The 17,549-nt window shown below is 63.8% G+C and carries 23 protein-coding genes and 1 pseudogene; 23 read left to right on the top strand and 1 reads right to left on the bottom strand.

The window, feature by feature from the left end:
• Positions 1 to 149 precede the first annotated feature (149 nt).
• Positions 150 to 905: a MauE/DoxX family redox-associated membrane protein gene (locus J5474_RS05455; protein ID WP_209359787.1), complete on the bottom strand. Its 756-nt coding sequence runs from the start codon at positions 903 to 905 to the stop codon at positions 150 to 152.
• Between the two features lie 370 nt (positions 906 to 1,275).
• Between J5474_RS05455 and J5474_RS05460 the strand changes: the two genes are divergently transcribed.
• The 23 genes and pseudogenes from J5474_RS05460 (at position 1,276) to nuoK (ending at position 17,545) form a co-directional block, all read left to right on the top strand.
• Positions 1,276 to 1,641 carry an NADH-quinone oxidoreductase subunit A gene (locus J5474_RS05460; RefSeq protein WP_209359788.1) on the top strand — a complete coding sequence of 122 codons (366 nt, stop codon included), beginning with the start codon at positions 1,276 to 1,278 and terminating at the stop codon, positions 1,639 to 1,641.
• Entirely contained in the window at positions 1,632 to 2,249 is a 618-nt protein-coding gene (locus tag J5474_RS05465) for a NuoB/complex I 20 kDa subunit family protein (RefSeq protein WP_245216250.1), read from the top strand. Before J5474_RS05460 ends, J5474_RS05465 begins: the two co-directional genes overlap by 10 nt.
• A gap of 12 nt (positions 2,250 to 2,261) precedes the next feature.
• Positions 2,262 to 2,453 (top strand): YodC family protein, encoded by a 192-nt coding sequence (locus J5474_RS05470; protein WP_209359789.1) that lies wholly within the window; start codon positions 2,262 to 2,264, stop codon positions 2,451 to 2,453.
• On the top strand, positions 2,450 to 3,049 hold the full coding sequence (locus J5474_RS05475; protein ID WP_209359790.1) for an NADH-quinone oxidoreductase subunit C: 600 nt from the start codon (positions 2,450 to 2,452) through the stop codon (positions 3,047 to 3,049). Before J5474_RS05470 ends, J5474_RS05475 begins: the two co-directional genes overlap by 4 nt.
• Before the next feature lie 98 nt (positions 3,050 to 3,147).
• A complete protein-coding gene (locus J5474_RS05480) occupies positions 3,148 to 3,633 on the top strand; it encodes a hypothetical protein (RefSeq protein ID WP_209359791.1) in 486 nt (161 codons plus the stop codon).
• A 2-nt stretch (positions 3,634 to 3,635) separates the two neighbouring features.
• On the top strand, positions 3,636 to 4,856 hold the full coding sequence (locus J5474_RS05485; RefSeq protein WP_209359792.1) for an NADH-quinone oxidoreductase subunit D: 1,221 nt from the start codon (positions 3,636 to 3,638) through the stop codon (positions 4,854 to 4,856).
• Between the two features lie 99 nt (positions 4,857 to 4,955).
• On the top strand, positions 4,956 to 5,288 hold the full coding sequence (locus J5474_RS05490; protein ID WP_209359793.1) for a hypothetical protein: 333 nt from the start codon (positions 4,956 to 4,958) through the stop codon (positions 5,286 to 5,288).
• Positions 5,289 to 5,337: 49 nt separating this feature from the next.
• Positions 5,338 to 6,051, top strand: a pseudogene (gene nuoE / locus J5474_RS05495) (NADH-quinone oxidoreductase subunit NuoE); the annotation flags it as partial.
• 207 nt (positions 6,052 to 6,258) lie between these two features.
• Complete coding sequence (locus J5474_RS05500; protein ID WP_209359795.1) at positions 6,259 to 7,389, top strand: hypothetical protein; 1,131 nt, start codon at positions 6,259 to 6,261, stop codon at positions 7,387 to 7,389.
• A 168-nt stretch (positions 7,390 to 7,557) separates the two neighbouring features.
• Positions 7,558 to 8,208, top strand: coding sequence for a hypothetical protein (locus J5474_RS05505; protein WP_209359796.1), 651 nt, complete (start codon positions 7,558 to 7,560; stop codon positions 8,206 to 8,208).
• Between the two features lie 20 nt (positions 8,209 to 8,228).
• Positions 8,229 to 8,447 carry a DUF5337 domain-containing protein gene (locus tag J5474_RS05510; protein ID WP_209359797.1) on the top strand — a complete coding sequence of 73 codons (219 nt, stop codon included), beginning with the start codon at positions 8,229 to 8,231 and terminating at the stop codon, positions 8,445 to 8,447.
• A 3-nt stretch (positions 8,448 to 8,450) separates the two neighbouring features.
• Positions 8,451 to 9,749, top strand: coding sequence for an NADH-quinone oxidoreductase subunit NuoF (gene nuoF / locus J5474_RS05515; RefSeq protein WP_209359798.1), 1,299 nt, complete (start codon positions 8,451 to 8,453; stop codon positions 9,747 to 9,749).
• A gap of 259 nt (positions 9,750 to 10,008) precedes the next feature.
• A complete protein-coding gene (locus J5474_RS05520; RefSeq protein WP_245216251.1) occupies positions 10,009 to 10,458 on the top strand; it encodes a hypothetical protein in 450 nt (149 codons plus the stop codon).
• Between the two features lie 132 nt (positions 10,459 to 10,590).
• Positions 10,591 to 10,983, top strand: a complete 393-nt coding sequence (locus J5474_RS05525; protein WP_209359799.1) for a DUF5333 domain-containing protein — start codon at positions 10,591 to 10,593, stop codon at positions 10,981 to 10,983.
• A gap of 277 nt (positions 10,984 to 11,260) precedes the next feature.
• Positions 11,261 to 13,270: an NADH-quinone oxidoreductase subunit NuoG gene (nuoG, locus tag J5474_RS05530; RefSeq protein WP_209359800.1), complete on the top strand. Its 2,010-nt coding sequence runs from the start codon at positions 11,261 to 11,263 to the stop codon at positions 13,268 to 13,270.
• On the top strand, positions 13,271 to 13,663 hold the full coding sequence (locus J5474_RS05535) for a hypothetical protein (protein ID WP_425342858.1): 393 nt from the start codon (positions 13,271 to 13,273) through the stop codon (positions 13,661 to 13,663).
• Between the two features lie 7 nt (positions 13,664 to 13,670).
• On the top strand, positions 13,671 to 14,708 hold the full coding sequence (nuoH, locus tag J5474_RS05540; protein ID WP_209359801.1) for an NADH-quinone oxidoreductase subunit NuoH: 1,038 nt from the start codon (positions 13,671 to 13,673) through the stop codon (positions 14,706 to 14,708).
• A gap of 117 nt (positions 14,709 to 14,825) precedes the next feature.
• A complete protein-coding gene (locus J5474_RS05545) occupies positions 14,826 to 15,176 on the top strand; it encodes a hypothetical protein (RefSeq protein WP_209359802.1) in 351 nt (116 codons plus the stop codon).
• A complete protein-coding gene (gene nuoI / locus J5474_RS05550; RefSeq protein ID WP_209359803.1) occupies positions 15,177 to 15,671 on the top strand; it encodes an NADH-quinone oxidoreductase subunit NuoI in 495 nt (164 codons plus the stop codon). It abuts the gene before it with no gap.
• 133 nt (positions 15,672 to 15,804) lie between these two features.
• Positions 15,805 to 16,209, top strand: a complete 405-nt coding sequence (locus tag J5474_RS05555; protein ID WP_209359804.1) for a carboxymuconolactone decarboxylase family protein — start codon at positions 15,805 to 15,807, stop codon at positions 16,207 to 16,209.
• Positions 16,206 to 16,808, top strand: a complete 603-nt coding sequence (locus J5474_RS05560; protein WP_209359805.1) for an NADH-quinone oxidoreductase subunit J — start codon at positions 16,206 to 16,208, stop codon at positions 16,806 to 16,808. Before J5474_RS05555 ends, J5474_RS05560 begins: the two co-directional genes overlap by 4 nt.
• Before the next feature lie 76 nt (positions 16,809 to 16,884).
• Complete coding sequence (locus tag J5474_RS05565; RefSeq protein WP_209359806.1) at positions 16,885 to 17,079, top strand: hypothetical protein; 195 nt, start codon at positions 16,885 to 16,887, stop codon at positions 17,077 to 17,079.
• 160 nt (positions 17,080 to 17,239) lie between these two features.
• On the top strand, positions 17,240 to 17,545 hold the full coding sequence (gene nuoK / locus J5474_RS05570; RefSeq protein WP_209359807.1) for an NADH-quinone oxidoreductase subunit NuoK: 306 nt from the start codon (positions 17,240 to 17,242) through the stop codon (positions 17,543 to 17,545).
• The last annotated feature ends 4 nt before the right edge of the window (positions 17,546 to 17,549 follow it).

The following is a 17,549-nucleotide window of genomic DNA, read 5'->3' on the forward strand; positions in this document are numbered from 1 at the left end:
GCATGTCCGAACCAGCTTCTTGGATTTTCCCGGTCGCCTGCCGTGGCGCTCTTTTCTTCCATTCCGGCCTGATAAGCGGGCTGCCCCCGCGCGTCCAAAGGCCGCGATCGCTCATCCTCAACGCTGACTGCTCCCTCAGAACTGCCCCCTCAGTACACCGAGGCCAGCATCCAGAACCCCATGCCCACCATCACGAGGTTTTCCGTCAGGGAAACGAAACCGAGCGGCACGTCCGAGGCGCCGCCCATGCAGGCGCATCTCAGGTCTCGTTTGTCGACATAAACGGCCTTGATTACCGAGATCGCTCCGACGCCGCCAATAAACAGCGCAACAGTGCCTGACAGCAGCGGCAAAACGCCTGCCAGCATCAGAATGGCGGCGGCAGCTTCGAGGTATGGGTAGAGGTAAGCGTAGAAAACCTTGCGCCGGGCCAGCAGATCGTAGTTCAGGAACATGGTCGAGAAGCTTTCAACGTCGCGCAGTTTCTGCACGGCAAGAAGTGCCATGCCAGAGGCGAGGATCGTGCGCAGTGTCGCTGCGGTACCGAACCCCGCAGCGTGGCCCACGGCCAGCCCCATCAGTAGTGCCATGCCAAAGACCGCGATCACCGGGGCGTATGTCTTTTCCTTATCGCCCTGCGGCGTCTGGCCGAAATGCCGCTGCAGCGCGTCATGACCACCGATACGCGCGCCGTCGATGTAGGTCTGCGGCGTGGTCTCCACCCCGTGTTCCGCCTTGAAACGGTCGGTGGCCTCGCGGCTTTGCAGCAAGTGATCGTCGACTTCGTAGCCATTGTGTTCAAGCAGGGCCTTCGACTTCAGGCCGAAGGGGCAAAGGTGGTCGGGCGTGGCCATGCGATACAGGCTGGCATGGCGGATATGGCGGGTATGTGCATCGCGTGGCATGGGGCGTCCTTTCGGCGGAGGTCCTTTTCGGCTGGCTGCAAAACGCACCGCAAGGACCGCCGGTTCCGGCCTTGAAATGTGCCGGCCTGCCGGGCGCGACCACGTACCGCGCCCCGCTTTACGCCAGGTCGCCCGGGCGCCGTGCGAGACCACGGCAGACCTCCGGCGGCGAAAAACCTTATCAACTCAAGGGCTACGGGGATGGATCGACCTGCACCCTCGAAAGGAAGCCGTTTGTTATCAATCTTTTGAATATCAAGCCCGCTTGTTGACCCCGCCTGCGCACGCGGATAAGTCACCTTCAGACCAACGTCGCGGGCTGCCGGATACGGGGACTCGCGCCGCGCCCCCAGTTTTCGAGGAGCTGCTCGTGGAAGACATGCTGCGGGAATACCTGCCTATCCTGGTCTTTCTGGCGATCGCCGTCGTCATTGGCCTTGTTTTCATCTTCGCCGCGATCCTGATCGCCGTGCGCAATCCGGATCCGGAGAAGGTTTCGGCCTATGAGTGCGGGTTCAACGCCTTCGATGACGCGCGGATGAAATTCGACGTGCGATTCTACCTCGTCTCGATCCTCTTCATCATCTTCGACCTGGAAATCGCCATGCTGTTTCCCTGGGCCGTCGCGTTCCGTGATCTTAGCGACGTCGCCTTCTGGGGGATGATGGTGTTCCTCGGTGTGCTGACGGCGGGCTTTGCCTACGAGTGGAAGAAGGGAGCCCTGGAATGGGAGTGACCGGAGACAAACCGATGGTGACGGAAGTTCGCGGCGAAGGATACCAGACGCCCCGCGTCAAGAGCGGGCCTTCGGCGCTGGCGCCCTATGGTCAAAACACCGCTGGCGGCGACCGCGAGCACGCAACGCAGCTTCTGAACGCGGAACTGGCGGACAAGGGCTTCCTGCTGACCTCCACCGAGGACATCATCAACTGGGCGCGCACCGGATCGCTGCACTGGATGACCTTCGGGCTGGCCTGCTGCGCGGTGGAGATGATGCATACCTCCATGCCGCGCTACGACGTGGAACGGTTTGGCATCGCCCCCCGGGCTTCCCCTCGGCAGTCCGACCTGATGATCGTCGCGGGTACGCTGACCAACAAGATGGCCCCGGCTCTGCGCAAGGTCTACGACCAGATGCCGGAGCCGCGCTACGTGATCTCCATGGGATCCTGCGCAAACGGCGGCGGCTACTACCATTACTCCTACTCGGTGGTACGCGGCTGCGACCGCATCGTGCCCGTCGATGTCTACGTGCCCGGCTGCCCGCCTACGGCCGAGGCGCTGCTTTACGGCCTGCTGGCGCTGCAGAAGAAGATGCGGCGCACCGGCACGCTGGCGCGCTGAGGAGGGACGGAAATGGCAGAACTGTACCCTGGTGACGTGGTCGAGCTTGCCTCCGGCGGTGCCCGGATGACGGTGGAGACGGTCGGCCAGAGCGACCAGAACCCCGCTCTGATCGCGGCGCAATGCGTCTGGTTCGAGGAAGCCGCGGGTGAAGTGCGCCGCGCGGTGATCGCCGCCGACGCCCTGAGAAAGGTTGAAGCATGATCGACGCGCTGAACGAACTGGGCGGCCATATCGCGCTGAAGCGGCCCGACTGCGTGCTGGCCCACGACGTGACCCACGGCGAGTTGAACATCGACGTGGCGCCCGCCAATATCCGCGGGCTGGTGGATTTCCTGAAGACCGACCAGACCTGCCGCTTCTCCTCGCTGGTGGACATCACCGCCGTCGACTACCCGGAGCGGGCAAAACGGTTTGACGTGGTCTACCACTTCCTGTCGATGTACCAGAACCACCGCATCCGCCTGCGGGTCTCGATCCGCGAGGACGAGATGGTGCCCTCGATCACCGCCGTGCATCCCAGCGCGAACTGGTTCGAGCGCGAGGTCTTCGACATGTTCGGCATCCTGTTCTCGGGCCACCCGGACCTGCGCCGGATCCTGACGGACTACGGCTTCCGAGGCTACCCGCTGCGCAAGGACTTCCCCACGACGGGCTACACCGAGGTGCGGTACGACGAGGAGCAGAAGCGGGTCGTCTACGAACCGGTGAGCCTGGTGCAGGAATACCGCCAGTTCGACTTCATGTCGCCCTGGGAAGGTGCGCAATACGTGCTGCCCGGCGACGAGAAGCAGGGCTGATGCGGCTGGCGCGCCCCTTCGATGGCGCGCCGCCGCGAGCGCGAGAGACGACAGCCGGGCCGCAGCGCCCGGCACAAGGACGAAAGGTACGAGGCGACGTGAGCTTCGACACGGATTTTGAGGCGCTGGAGCGCGAGGGCTGGGAGCCCGAGAAGGCCATCGCCACGCTGGAAAGCGGCGATGAGTGGGTGGCATGGGCCAACGACCTGCTGCCCGAGATGATCGACCTCTCGGATGCGCTGGTCTGTACCGGTTTCTTTGCCGAGGATGGCACTGCGCGTGGGCTGATCTGGGACTTGCTTGATCAGGTCGTGGCGCGTGGCGACGACGATTTCACGTCGCGGGCCTTCGCCTTTGTGCTGAACTGCGCCGAGAGCGGGGAATACGCGCTGGAGATGCCCGCGCTGATCGCCTTCCTGTGCAAGGTGGCGCAGCCGGGCACCGGGGCGATGGATCTGGACGAACTGGCAGCGCGGCTGCCCGATGCGATGGTCGAGGCGCGGGCGAACCTGTTCGCGCAGCACTACGGTCACGACGGACTGGCGATCCTGCGCGACGCCAAGTCTGGCAGAAGGAGGCACTGACGATGGACGGCTCCAAGGGTTTTGACGACGCGCTGACGGGCGAACAGAAGATCCGCAACTTCAACATCAACTTCGGCCCGCAGCACCCGGCGGCGCACGGGGTGCTGCGCCTCGTGCTGGAGCTGGACGGCGAGATCGTCGAACGCTGCGACCCGCACATCGGCCTGCTGCACCGCGGCACCGAGAAGCTGATGGAATCGCGGACGTATCTTCAGAATCTGCCGTACTTCGACCGTCTCGACTACGTGGCGCCTATGAACCAGGAACACGCCTGGTGCCTCGCCATCGAAAAGCTGACCGGAGTCGAGGTGCCGCGCCGCGCCTCGCTGATCCGTGTACTCTATTCGGAAATCGGCCGGGTACTGAACCACCTGCTGAACGTGACCACGCAGGCCATGGACGTGGGCGCGCTGACGCCGCCGCTCTGGGGGTTCGAGGAGCGCGAGAAGCTCATGGTCTTTTACGAGCGTGCCTGCGGGGCGCGCCTGCACGCGGCCTATTTCCGCCCCGGTGGTGTCCATCAGGACCTGCCTCCGGCGCTGATCGACGATATCGAGACATGGGCCCATGAATTCCCCCGTATGCTCGATGACATCGACGGGCTTCTGACGGAAAACCGGATATTCAAGCAGCGTAACGCCGATATCGGCGTCGTGACGGAGCAGGACATTCAGGACTGGGGATTCTCCGGCGTCATGGTACGCGGCTCCGGACTCGCTTGGGACCTGCGCCGCGCGCAGCCTTACGAATGCTACGACGAGTTCGACTTCAAGATTCCGGTGGGCAAGAACGGCGACTGCTATGACCGCTACCTCTGCCGAATGGCGGAGATGCGCGAATCTACGAGCATCATCCTGCAGGCCATCGAGAAACTGCGCGCCCCTGAGGGGCAGGGCGACGTGCTGGCGCGTGGAAAGATCACCCCGCCGACGCGCCGCGATATGAAAACTTCGATGGAGAGCCTGATCCACCACTTCAAGCTTTACACCGAGGGGTTCCACGTCCCGGAGGGCGAGGTCTACGCCGCCGTAGAGGCCCCGAAGGGTGAATTCGGCGTCTACCTCGTGGCCGACGGGACGAACAAGCCTTACCGGGCAAAGCTGCGCGCACCGGGTTTCCTGCACCTGCAGGCGATGGACCATGTGGCATCCGGTCACCAGCTGGCGGACGTCGCGGCGATCATTGGTACCATGGATGTGGTTTTCGGGGAAATCGATCGCTGAGGCGGATCTGAGCAGGCAGGCCCGCGCGGCCCGATCCGGGCGCCATGCGGTGACGCTGTCCGAGGGTCGAGACGCGGCCCGTTTCGAAGGAAGACGACGATGAAGACACTGTTTCTGACGCTGCCGGTTCTAGCGGTCGCGGGCTGCGTGGAGCTGGGCATGACACCAAAAGACACTACGCCGGAAATGCTTGCCACCTGGGACGCGGCCGTGGCTTCGGTCGGATGCTCTCTGGTCACGGAAGCGGATTACCTGCCGGTGGAACTGCAGACCGGCCTGCCACGCGAAAAGATCATCGAGATCGCCCAGTACAAGGTGGCCCGCAAGGAGGCTGTGTCCTTGCCAAGCGGCGGTGTCCGTTCGGTGGTGGGCGTCTGCACGCCTCCCGCTGAACCCGAGGGCGCCCCGGTGGCTGCCACGGTCGCGGGCTGAGGATTTACGCGCGCGGCCATCGCGCCGCGCCAGTTGAGGGACGACGAACATGCTGCGCAGGTTGCACCACGAACAGCCCGAGAGCTTTGCCTTCACCGAAGGCAACCTCGCCTGGGCGAAGGAGCAGATCACCAAGTATCCCGCGGGCCGCCAGGCTTCGGCGATCATCCCGCTGTTGTGGCGGGCGCAGGAACAGGAAGGCTGGCTGACGCGCCCGGCGATCGAACACATCGCTGACATGCTGGGCATGGCCTACATCCGCGCGCTGGAAGTTGCGACCTTCTATTTCATGTTCCAGCTGCAGCCGGTGGGCTCGGTCGCGCATGTGCAGATCTGCGGCACGACGTCCTGCATGATCTGCGGCGCGGAGGACCTGATCGCGGTCTGCCGCGAGAAGATTGCCGACAAGCCGCACATCCTGTCGGCGGACGGTAAGTTCTCCTGGGAGGAGGTCGAGTGCCTCGGGTCCTGCACGAATGCTCCGATGGCGCAGATCGGCAAGGATTACTACGAGGATCTGACGGTCGAATCTCTGGGTGATCTGCTGGATCGTCTGGCGAGGGGCGAGGTGCCGCAGGTCGGCCCGCAAAACGGCCGCATGGGGTCGGAACCGAAGGGCGGCGCGACCACGCTGACCGAGTTCGTGAATGCTTCGATCAAGATGAACGCCAGCGCGCAACTGGCGCATGATATCGGCGACACAGTCAAGCGCATCGACGGTACCGAAGTGGCGCTGCGCGCGCCCTGGAACGACCAGTCCGGCACTCGCGGGGCCTGAGGGCGCCACGCTCCGCTCCGGCGGATCGACATTTACGTACCCTTTTCGGGCGCCCGTCGCGATTGCGGCGGGCGTCGTTCTTTCGTCGGTGCCCGCGACTCCGCAATTGCCTCTCGGCCTGACTCCGGCAACAGTATGAGGAAACAGAAAGGCTTGCCTTACGGCAGGCACCAAGACGGGAGAAGGGTCGACATGCGGATTGATGGCAACTGTGCGGTGAAGTGCTGGGGGATGGCTGCGGTGGCGGCCCTGCTGGTTTTCCTTCTGGTTTTGGAACAAGGGTTCGGCGCCGCATTGGTATTGGCGGTGTTGGCGCTGGTGCTTCTGGGGTTGCTGTTCAACTGGCTGTTCTGCGGCCCGCTGCCGGTATCGCGCGGCATGACGCCGCCGGTCACTGATTCTGACAGGGGCGATCACACGCCTGCGGTGACCAACTCTGCCGTGCCCGCTATGGATGCCAGTGTCAGCGCGCGGGCAGCAGGCGCAGGGACCAGCGCCGCCGCCGGTGCAGCAGCAGCGGGTGCCACGGTTGCCGCGGCAGAGGCCGAGACCGCCCCGGAGGAACCGGAGGCGGCCCGGCCCGGACCTGTCGCCACCGAAACCGCTCCCGATCAGGCGGAGGCCGATGTCTCCAAGGCAGATTCTGCGATGGTCGGGGCAGGCACCGTCTCGGGCACTCCGGCCCCGGAGGAGACCGGAAGCGAGACCAGTACGCCCACCGGAGCGACTACTGCACCGGTCCTGAAGCCGTCGACTCCCCTGGCGGGACAGGCGGAACTGGCGGACCGCAAGGGGTCGTGGCGCTACAGCAAGGACGGTCCGGGGGCAGGGGCGGCGGCATCTACCGCAGAGATCGGAGATGACGTCCCAACTCCGGCCCCAACTCCGGCCCCAACTCCGGCCCCAACTCTGGCCCCGACCGCAGCCCCCGCGGAATCCGCAGCGGTGGCGACGACGGCGGGTGACCCTGTGCCTGCGGACCTCGGTCCGGCAGACTACGACGGCAACGGCGTGATGGAAGGCACTGGCGAGGGCGAACAGCCGCCGCTGCTGGATGGTCCGCGCAATGGCCAGGCGGATAACCTTAAGGAGATCAAGGGTATCGGCCCAAAGCTGGAGAAGGTGTGCCATTCTCTGGGCGTCTACCATTTCGACCAGATCGCGGCCTGGACCGATCAGGAAGTGGCTTGGGCCAATGCAAACATGACCGGGTTTCGCGGTCGAGTGACCCGCGACAACTGGGTGGAACAGGCCAAGGTTCTCGCTGCCGGGGGCGAGACGGACTTTTCCAAGCGCGTGGACAAAGGCGGCGTCTACGAGTGAAATCCCGTGCAGCGGGGCGTGCAATAGCGCCCCGCGACACCCCTGCGGCTTGCACATGGCCTCTGGTTGTGTCAGGCGTGGGATAGCACTGTTGGGGAGGAACGGCGCTTTTCAGGCACGCGTGGAGGCGACTGCCCGCCGCGCGTCTATTGAGCGAGGACGTAACCCATGGCGAACCCCATGAAAGCATTCACCCCCGATTATTCGCCCGTCGTGAAGATGATGGCGATGCAGACCCGGTTCGCGATCGCGACGAGCCAAAGCATGATGAGACTGGCCATGTTGCCTTGGGCAGGGATGCCGGTGGCAAAGCTGAAGCTACCCGGCATGACGGTGGGCTTCGGTTCGATCTGCAACCCGGCGGGTAGCAAGACAGCGCCGCGTGCACCTGAGACACAAGCACCCAACACAGAAGTGCCGGAGACACAAGCGCCGGAGACACAGGCTCCAGAGTCAAGCGCCACCGTGCTACAGGCCGCCGCGCCGAAAGCCGATGTTCCGGAAGCCGCGGCAGCGTCGCTGGTTCCATCAGCGGAATCGCCGGTGGCGAAGGTCGCTGTCGAGGCCGCCAAAGCCGGGACCGAAGAGCCCCAACTCGCGGCCATGAAGCCGACACCCGCCGCTGCCACCGCAAGCCCCGCCCCGCAGCCGGAATCCCCGAAAACGGAGCAGGAGCCCGCTGCACCCTCGGTGCAAGCATCCGAGGCACCGGCGGTGGCGACGAAACCGGCGCGCAAACCTGCCAGCCGCAGGGCAGCAAAGCCGCGCACGGGACGTCCGTCGACGAAGGCCCCCGCCACGCCGAAAACCCCAGGCTGACGACGGGCTGAACACAGAAAATGGCGAACAAGAACGACCTGAACAGGCACGGGCGCAAGATTGCGTTGATGATTGCCGGGGTAGGTCTGTACTGGATCACCATCACCGCCCTTGGCCAAGCGCTGGACTGGAGCCAGCGCCTGCGCGCATTGTTCGACCTTGTCGCATTGGCGGGGTTTATCTGGGCGGTCTGGATGATATACGGGCTCTGGCGCGCGCGCCAGGATGATGAAGGATAAGAGATGCTTCAGGACCAGGACCGGATCTTCACCAATATCTACGGCATGCATGACCGCACCCTTGAGGGAGCGAAGAAGCGTGGCCATTGGGACGGCACCAAGGACATCATGGCCAAGGGCCGGGACTGGATTGTCGACGAAATGAAGGCCTCTGGCCTGCGCGGTCGCGGGGGTGCTGGTTTCCCGACTGGGTTGAAGTGGTCCTTCATGCCGAAAGAATCGGACGGGCGTCCGGCCTATCTGGTGGTGAACGCTGACGAATCGGAGCCGGGTACCTGCAAGGACCGGGAAATCATGCGCCACGATCCGCACACGCTGATCGAGGGTTGCCTAATCGCCTCCTTCGCGATGCAGGCCCATGCGTGCTACATCTACATCCGGGGCGAATACATCCGGGAGCGCGAGGCGCTGCAGGCGGCCATCGACGAGGCCTACGATGCGGGCCTTTTGGGAAAGAACGCGGCAGGCAGCGGCTGGGACTTCGAACTGTTCGTGCATCACGGCGCCGGCGCCTATATCTGCGGCGAGGAAACCGCCCTGCTGGAAAGCCTCGAAGGTAGGAAGGGCATGCCCAGGATGAAGCCGCCGTTCCCGGCGGGCGCGGGTCTGTATGGTTGCCCGACCACCGTGAACAACGTCGAATCCATCGCCGTGGTTCCGACCATCCTGCGCCGTGGCGCGACTTGGTTCGCGGGCTTCGGGCGCGAGAACAACGCGGGCACCAAGCTGTTCGCAGTCTCCGGCCACGTCAACACACCCTGCGTCGTCGAAGAGGCGATGTCGATCACCTTCGAGGAGTTGATCGACAAGCATTGCGGCGGCATCCGCGGCGGCTGGGATAATCTGAAGGCGGTCATACCGGGCGGGTCCTCCGTTCCCTGCGTGCGCGGGGAAAAGATGAAGGACGCCATCATGGACTTCGATTACCTGCGCGGTGAGCTGGGTTCCGGCCTCGGCACGGCGGCGGTGATCGTGATGGACAACTCCACCGATATCATCAAGGCGATCTGGCGCCTGTCGAAATTCTACAAGCACGAAAGCTGCGGCCAGTGCACGCCCTGCCGCGAAGGTACGGGATGGATGATGCGCGTCATGGACCGTCTGGTGCGCGGCGAGGCGGACCCGGAAGAGATCGACATGCTTTGGGATGTGACCAAGCAGGTCGAGGGCCACACCATTTGTGCGCTCGGCGATGCGGCAGCCTGGCCGATTCAGGGCCTGATCCGCAACTTCCGTGATGAAATCGAGGACCGCATTCGTATTCAGAAGAATGGCCGTGCGGGGCTTGTCGCGGCGGAGTGACCGTCTGACCGTCTGACACGGGAAACATCGAAAGGGCGTCCGCAGCGGCGCCTTTTGCGTATCGGGTTCGGGCTGTTTTCGGCTTCGGTATTCCGGGTCCCTCGCGGGCGCGGTAAAACGAAACGCGGGGCCGCTGACTGAGGTGGGGCCGGGGCGGCGGGTCCCGGCGCATCGCGGCCGGCGATGCTTGACCTGCGCGGCACGGAGGGCGAAGGTGGCGCCGCCTCCCGAGAGGCGAGCAAGGAACAAGGGCAGTCACATGAAGAATACCGCCGGTCTTTTCCGCAAGTCCAACGAGGCAGACGGCGCGCGGCGTGATGGGGGCGTGCGGGCCCGGGCGATGCCGCGTCTCACGACGGCGGACTTCGCAAAGATGGGGCTCCTGCTGGTTTTGGTCGCGATGCTCGCGGGCTGCGGTCTGGGCAAGGGCGTCCGGCGCGAACAGGCGCAGACTTTCGATGGGCAGACCTTCCGTGGCACGGCGAAACCCGTGGGTGACGATCGCACGCAATTCGTGGCCTCCGTCAGCCAGCCGGGAAAGTCGATCGACGGCGCCATCAAGGCTGCTGCCTATCAGGGTACAAAGTATTGCATCCGGACCTATGGTACCTCGGACATCGACTGGTCCGTAGGTCCCGACACGCCGAAGGATCAGCTGACGATCACATCGGACGCGTTGATGCTGACCGGTCAGTGCCGCGATCGGTAAGTGACCGCCGACGGGTGAGGAGCGCGTGACCGGATTCCCGCCGGAAATGCCGGATATTACGGGCGGTTATTGCATAACGGGGGGTACAGTCCCACCTGTGGATCAGCAAACGTTCCACGAAGGAGGCCCCCCATGCGCCTGATTCCCCCGCTCCTGCTCTGCGCTCTGATGGCGACGCCCGTTCTGGCAAAGCCGCCGCTGCGTGAGGTCAAGGAAATCGATGATCAGCTGATGCTGATTCTGGTGGCCAACGAGATTCAGGAAAAATGCGACGAAATCGGCGGTCGCATGATAAAGGGTTTTGCGCATCTCGAACGGCTGAAATCCAAGGCCGCCGGCATGGGCTATTCGCGTGACGAGATCGACGACTACGTGACCTCGAAGGCCGAGAAGAAGCGTATGCGCAACAAGGCCGAGGCATGGCTGGCAAGCCAAGGCGTGAAGGCTGCTGACAAGGCACAGCTTTGTGCATTCGGTCACCAGCAGATTGCCGAAGGAAGCTACGTCGGTTCGCTTCTGCGGTAGGGCGCTTGCGGAGCGGGCGGGGGCGAAAAAATTTTACCTGTCGTCAAGGTTGTGCCCCATAACGCCCTGAAATTCATGCGGCATGCGGCGCGGATGTGATCACACATTCGCGCCTGTGCATCCAAGTGGCGGACCCGCGTCGATTTTTCCCATATTTTCCGCCCGATTTCCGGCCCGCGCTACTGGCGCGTTCGGATTTCGCGCGGTATTACGGCGACCAAGTCGCGCCCCGACTTTTGTCGGTGCGTAGCCATCTGCAATCTGGAGAGGCACCGGCATGTCCGACTTGCGCAAGCTCATCATCGACGGTCAGGAAATCGAGGTGGACGGGGCGATGACCCTGATCCAGGCCTGTGAGGAGGCCGGGATCGAGGTGCCGCGCTTCTGCTACCACGAACGCCTGTCGATCGCCGGCAACTGCCGGATGTGCCTTGTCGAAGTGGTCGGGGGGCCGCCGAAACCTGCGGCGTCTTGCGCGATGCAGGTGCGTGACCTGCGTCCGGGGCGCAACGGCGAACCGCCGGAGGTGAAGACCAATTCGCCCATGGTAAAGAAGGCGCGCGAAGGTGTGATGGAGTTCCTGCTCATCAACCACCCGCTGGATTGCCCGATCTGCGACCAGGGCGGCGAATGCGACCTGCAAGATCAGGCCATGGCCTACGGCGTGGACTTCTCGCGCTTCCGCGAGGCGAAGCGCGCCAGTGAGGATCTCGACCTCGGACCGCTGGTCGAGACGCACATGACGCGCTGCATTTCCTGCACCCGTTGCGTCCGTTTCACGACGGAGATCGCGGGCCTCAACATGATGGGCCAGACCGGGCGCGGTGAGGATGCGGAGATCACTTCCTACCTCAACCAGACGCTCGAATCGAACATGCAGGGTAACATCATCGACCTCTGCCCGGTGGGCGCGCTGGTGTCGAAGCCCTACGCCTTTACCGCCCGTCCCTGGGAGCTGTCGAAGACCGAGACCATCGACGTAATGGACGCCTTGGGGTCGAACATCCGGGTCGACACAAAGGGCCGCGAGGTCATGCGTATCCTGCCGCGAAACAACGACGGCGTGAACGAGGAGTGGATCTCGGACAAGACGCGCTTTGTCTGGGACGGCCTGCGCCGCCAGCGGCTTGACCGCCCCTACGTGCGCAAGGATGGCAAGCTGAAGCCCGCCACCTGGCCGGAGGCGCTGGCCGTCACCGCCGAAAGGATCATGGGCGCGAAAAAGCTTGCCGGCCTGGTGGGTGATCTCGCGTCGGTGGAGGCGATTTACAGCCTCAAGCGGTTGATCGAAGGGCGGGGCGGTGTCGTCGAAAGCCGCACGGATGGCGCCAAGCTGCCGGCGGGTAATAGGTCTGGCTATGTCGGTACGGCGTCCATAGAGGATATCGATACCGCAGAGACGATCCTGCTGATCGGCACCAACCCGCGCGAGGAAGCTCCGGTTCTGAATTCCCGCATCCGGCTGGCTTGGGCGCGCGGCGCCAAGGTCGCGCGCATCGGCGCGCCGGTCGACCTGACTTTCCCGGTGAAGGAACTGGGGGCGGGTCGTGCCGCGTTGGCGGAACTCTCCCGGAAGGACGATGCAGGCGTCGGTGGTGTGGTCATCGTGGGGCAGGGCGCCCTGAACGAGGCCGATGGCACCGCCGTGCTGGGTGCAGCCATGGCGATCGCGGAGGCGGGCGGCTCGAAGCTGATGATCCTGCACACCGCCGCCAGCCGCGTTGGCGCGCTCGACGTGGGCGCTGTCAACGAGCGTGGCATGGACGCCGTGAACGAGGCCGATGTGATCTACAACCTCGGCGCCGACGAGGTGGAAATCGGCGAGGGCGCCTTTGTCATCTACCAAGGCTCCCACGGCGACCGGGGCGCCCACCGTGCCGACGTGATCCTGCCGGGTGCCGCCTACACCGAGGAATCCGGCCTGTTCGTCAACACGGAGGGCCGTCCGCAGCTGGCGCTGCGCGCCGCTTTCGCCCCCGGCGAAGCAAAGGAAAACTGGGCGATCATCCGGGCGCTTTCCGCCGAGCTGGGCGCGAAACTGCCCTGGGATTCGCTGGCGGCCCTGCGTCAGGCACTGATTTCCGAGGTGCCGCATATGGCGCGCCTCGATGAGGTGCCATTGAACCGGTGGCAGCCGCTGGAGGCCGCCGACATGGGCGATGCCAATTTCCGCTACGCGATCAAGGATTTCTGGCTGACCAACCCGATTGCGCGGTCCTCCGAACTGATGGCGGAACTTTCGCGCAACGCCAAGCTGCGCACCCAGGCGCCCATGGCGGCGGAATAAGTGCGCGTGGGCGGGGTTATAGCCTTTCTGGCAATCGGCGCCCTGACGGCCTGCGGCGCACCGCAGGCGGATCAGGACCCGTACAACCCGGCCTATCAGGGCGTGGAAACGCACCTGCTGGATGGGGATCTGGTAAACTTCCGGGTTGCCATGAAAGGCGCACGGGCGTCGCGGGACGTCGATGCCTACGCCGAATGCGCGGCCGCGCAATATGCCCTGATCCGGGGCTACGGCTTTGCCCGTCATGTGCGTACAAATGTATACGAAGAGGGTGGCCTCTGGCGCGGAGATGCGGTTTACACCATCTCGGCCGCGCTGCCCCGCGGGTTGAAAACGATCGACGCAGAGGTGACCGCGATGGCCTGCGCCGAGAACGGAATACCGATGGTGTGAGGACCTGATGGCAAACTTCTTTTCCGACAATCCCTGGGGTATCGCGCTGTGGATCGTTGCAACGATCCTGATGCTGCTCGTTCCGCTTCTGGTCAGCCTTGCGTTCCTGATGTGGGGCGATCGAAAGATCTGGGCGGCAGTGCAGATGCGCCGGGGTCCGAACGTGGTCGGCGTCTTCGGTCTGCTGCAATCCTTTGCGGACTTCCTCAAATACATCGTGAAGGAGGTGGTGGTTCCCGCCGGTGCCGACCGCTTCGTCTTCTTCCTCGCGCCGATGGTCAGCCTCGTCATGGCCTTCATCGCCTGGGCGGTGATTCCCTTTGGTGACGGCTGGGTGATCTCCAACATCAACGTGGCGATCCTCTACGTCTTCGCGATCTCCTCGCTCGAGGTCTACGGCGTGATCATGGGCGGCTGGGCCTCGAACTCCAAATACCCGTTCCTCGGCTCGCTGCGTTCGGCGGCGCAGATGATCTCCTACGAGGTTTCGATCGGTCTCATCATCATCGGTGTGGTCATCTCTTCCGGCTCGCTGAATTTCGGCAGCATCGTCGCCAGCCAGGACGGTATGGGCATCCTTTCGTGGTACTGGTTGCCGCATTTCCCCATGATGATCCTGTTCTTCATCTCGGCGCTGGCCGAAACCAACCGCCCGCCCTTCGACCTGCCGGAGGCGGAATCCGAACTGGTGGCGGGCTACCAGGTGGAGTACTCGTCCACGCCCTTCCTGTTGTTCATGATCGGCGAACTGACCGCCGTGGTCCTGATGTGCGCGTTGGTCTCGCTGTTGTTCCTCGGCGGCTGGCTGTCGCCAGTGGAATTCCTGCCTGATGGCGTCTTCTGGATGTGCATCAAGATGGTCTTCGTCTTCTTCCTCTTCTCGATGGTGAAGGCGATCACTCCCCGCTACCGCTACGACCAGCTGATGCGCCTGGGCTGGAAGGTTTTCCTGCCGATGTCGCTGGCCTGGGTGGTTTTCGTGGCCTTTGCCGCCCGCTTTGAATGGTTCTGGGGCTTTTATACCCGCTGGGCTGTAGGGAGCTGATATGACTTTGGTGCGGAAACACTTTGTTTCTGTCTCCCGCAAGGGGGTGTCGCGCGGCGGTGCTAAGATCTGCGCAGTGGCACGCATGACGTGTGCCTGCGAGATGGGAGAAACCCTATGACCGATCTGAAGAAAGCGATACTCGACGCCAAGTACATCGACATGATCGCGCTAGGCGATTTCGTGGTCCGTGATTGCGGGCTGCCGGACGTCGACGCGGACGGCAACTTGATGCCGCAGGCGAACGAGATCGCCGCCGCGGTGTTCCGCTGGGCCGCCGACATGCGGGCCATGGGGGAGATGCCGACGGCGCAGCCGTCCTCAGTGGCGCAACAGCAGGCGGATGAGGCCGCGCAGGCTTCGCAACCGCTGAACGAATACGACGAACACGGCGATCCTGTGATGGACGCCGCAGAGGCCGAGCGGCTCGAAGCAGCGCGTGAGGCCGTGAAAGAGGAGAGCGCGTAGATGGCTTCCATCGATTACGGGCGGGCGGCGAAGTATTTCCTGCTGGCGGACTTCGTTAAGGGGTTTCAGCTGGGGCTGAAGTACTTCTTTGCCCCCAAGGCCACGCTGAACTACCCGCACGAAAAGGGGCCGTTGTCGCCGCGTTTCCGTGGCGAACACGCCCTGCGGCGCTACCCCAACGGCGAGGAGCGCTGCATTGCCTGCAAACTTTGCGAGGCGATCTGCCCGGCGCAGGCGATCACCATCGACGCGGAGCCGCGTGACGACGGCTCCCGCAGGACGACGCGCTATGACATCGACATGACCAAATGCATCTATTGCGGGTTCTGTCAGGAGGCGTGCCCGGTGGATGCCATTGTCGAGGGGCCGAACTTCGAATTCTCCACCGAGACCCGCGAGGAACTGTTCTACGACAAGGACAGGCTGCTTGCGAATGGCGACCGTTGGGAAGCGGAGATCGCGCGTAACCTCGAACTGGACGCGCCTTACCGATGATCCGTGTCGTGCCCCATAGCGCCGCGCAGGGTCGTCGGCTCCGTCCGGATGCCGGGGCGGCCTGCGTTGACGCGTGCCGGGGTGAACGACGAACGCACCGGAACGATCGCGACACCCGTCAGGAGGCGAGAGCATGACCACCAAGACCCCTTTCGAACTGATGATGGAGCAGGCGCAGGAAATGGCCAAGGCGTTCAATCCTGCGCTGTCCTCCTTCGACCCCAAGGGGTACGAAAAACTCTGGCCGACCATGTCCAAGGACGCCATGGAAATGTTCTTCGGCAAAGGCTTGTCCAAGAGCGGGCTGGATGCCAAGACGCGCCTGTTGTTGACACTTGCGGGGTTGACCATGCAGGGCGCCCAGGCGGAGACGCCGTTTCGCATGACGGTGCGCCACGCACTTGAGGCCGGCGCCACCGAGGAAGAGATCGCGGAGACCATCGCACAGATGTCGATGTTCGCCGGCATACCCGCCATGACCCGCGCCATGGACCTGGCGCGCGGGGTCATGGCCGAAAACAAGGATGACGAGACATGATGGTCTTTGCCTTCTATCTGTTCACCCTCGGCGTGATCGCGGGCGGGCTGTTCACCGTTGTCAGCCGCAATCCCGTGCACTCGGTTCTTTGGCTGATCCTCGCTTTCCTGTCCTCCGCCGGTCTGTTCGTCATGATGGGCGCGGAATTCGTCGCCATGCTCCTGGTCATTGTCTATGTCGGCGCGGTGGCGGTGCTGTTCCTTTTCGTGGTCATGATGCTGGATGTGGATTTCGCGGAATTGAAGGCCGAGATGGCGAAGTATCTGCCGCTGGGCCTGCTGATCGGCCTTGTGATCCTGATGGAACTGGGCATGGCGTTCGGCGCGTGGGAGGCCTCCGAGGTGGCGGCCACGCAGCTGTCGGCGCCGATGCCCGAAGGGGTGGAGAACACCGCCGCGCTGGGTCTGGTGCTTTACGATCAGTATTTCCTTCTGTTCCAGCTGGCGGGGCTGATCCTTCTGGTGGCGATGATCGGTGCCATTGTTCTGACGCTGCGACACCGCAAGGACGTGAAGCGGCAGGACGTTCTGGCCCAGATGTACCGCGATCCGGCGAAGGCCATGGAACTGCGCGACGTTCGCCCGGGACAGGGGCTGTGACGCGACACTGTGCCGGGACCCCCGCCGGGGGCTTCGGATCCTGCGGGGGCTGCCCCCTGCGTCATTCGGAGGTCGCATGAGCGGCGTTTGGGATTTCATCCTCTCTCCGGCGGGGATTGCGCTCTACGCGGGGTTCTGGGTCTTCAAGATCGTCGCCGGGGCCTGGCTGCTCAGCCGGGCGGTAGCGATGCTTCCGGGGCGGGCAAGGATCTGGGCGGAGGAGAAACTCATCCGCCTGCGGCTGCTGAAACGGCCGACCGGCCCTCTCTGAGGGTGGAAGAACACCGGCCCTTGCCGAGGGCAAATGAACACGGCCACGGAAACGTGGGGCAGGGTGGCGGACAGATCCGGCACCCGGGACATGAGGGCCCCGCACAGCGTCGGGGCGGCAAGACCAAAATCGAGCGGGTTTGAAGCCCGGAGGGACACGTATGATCGGATTGGAACATTACCTGACCGTCGCCGCGGTGCTTTTTGTGATCGGCATCTTCGGGCTCTTCCTGAACCGCAAGAACGTGATCATCCTGCTCATGAGCATCGAACTGATGTTGCTGGCAGTGAACATCAACCTCGTGGCCTTTTCGACGCACCTTGGCGATCTGGCCGGGCAGGTCTTCACGCTCTTCGTGCTGACCGTGGCCGCCGCCGAGGCCGCCATCGGTCTCGCGATCCTGGTCTGCTTCTTCCGCAACCGCGGCACCATCGCCGTGGAAGACATCAACGTGATGAAAGGCTGACACG

It is taken from the genome of Sagittula salina (assembly GCF_017813235.1).
GTDB classification, from domain to species: Bacteria; Pseudomonadota; Alphaproteobacteria; order Rhodobacterales; family Rhodobacteraceae; genus Sagittula; species Sagittula salina.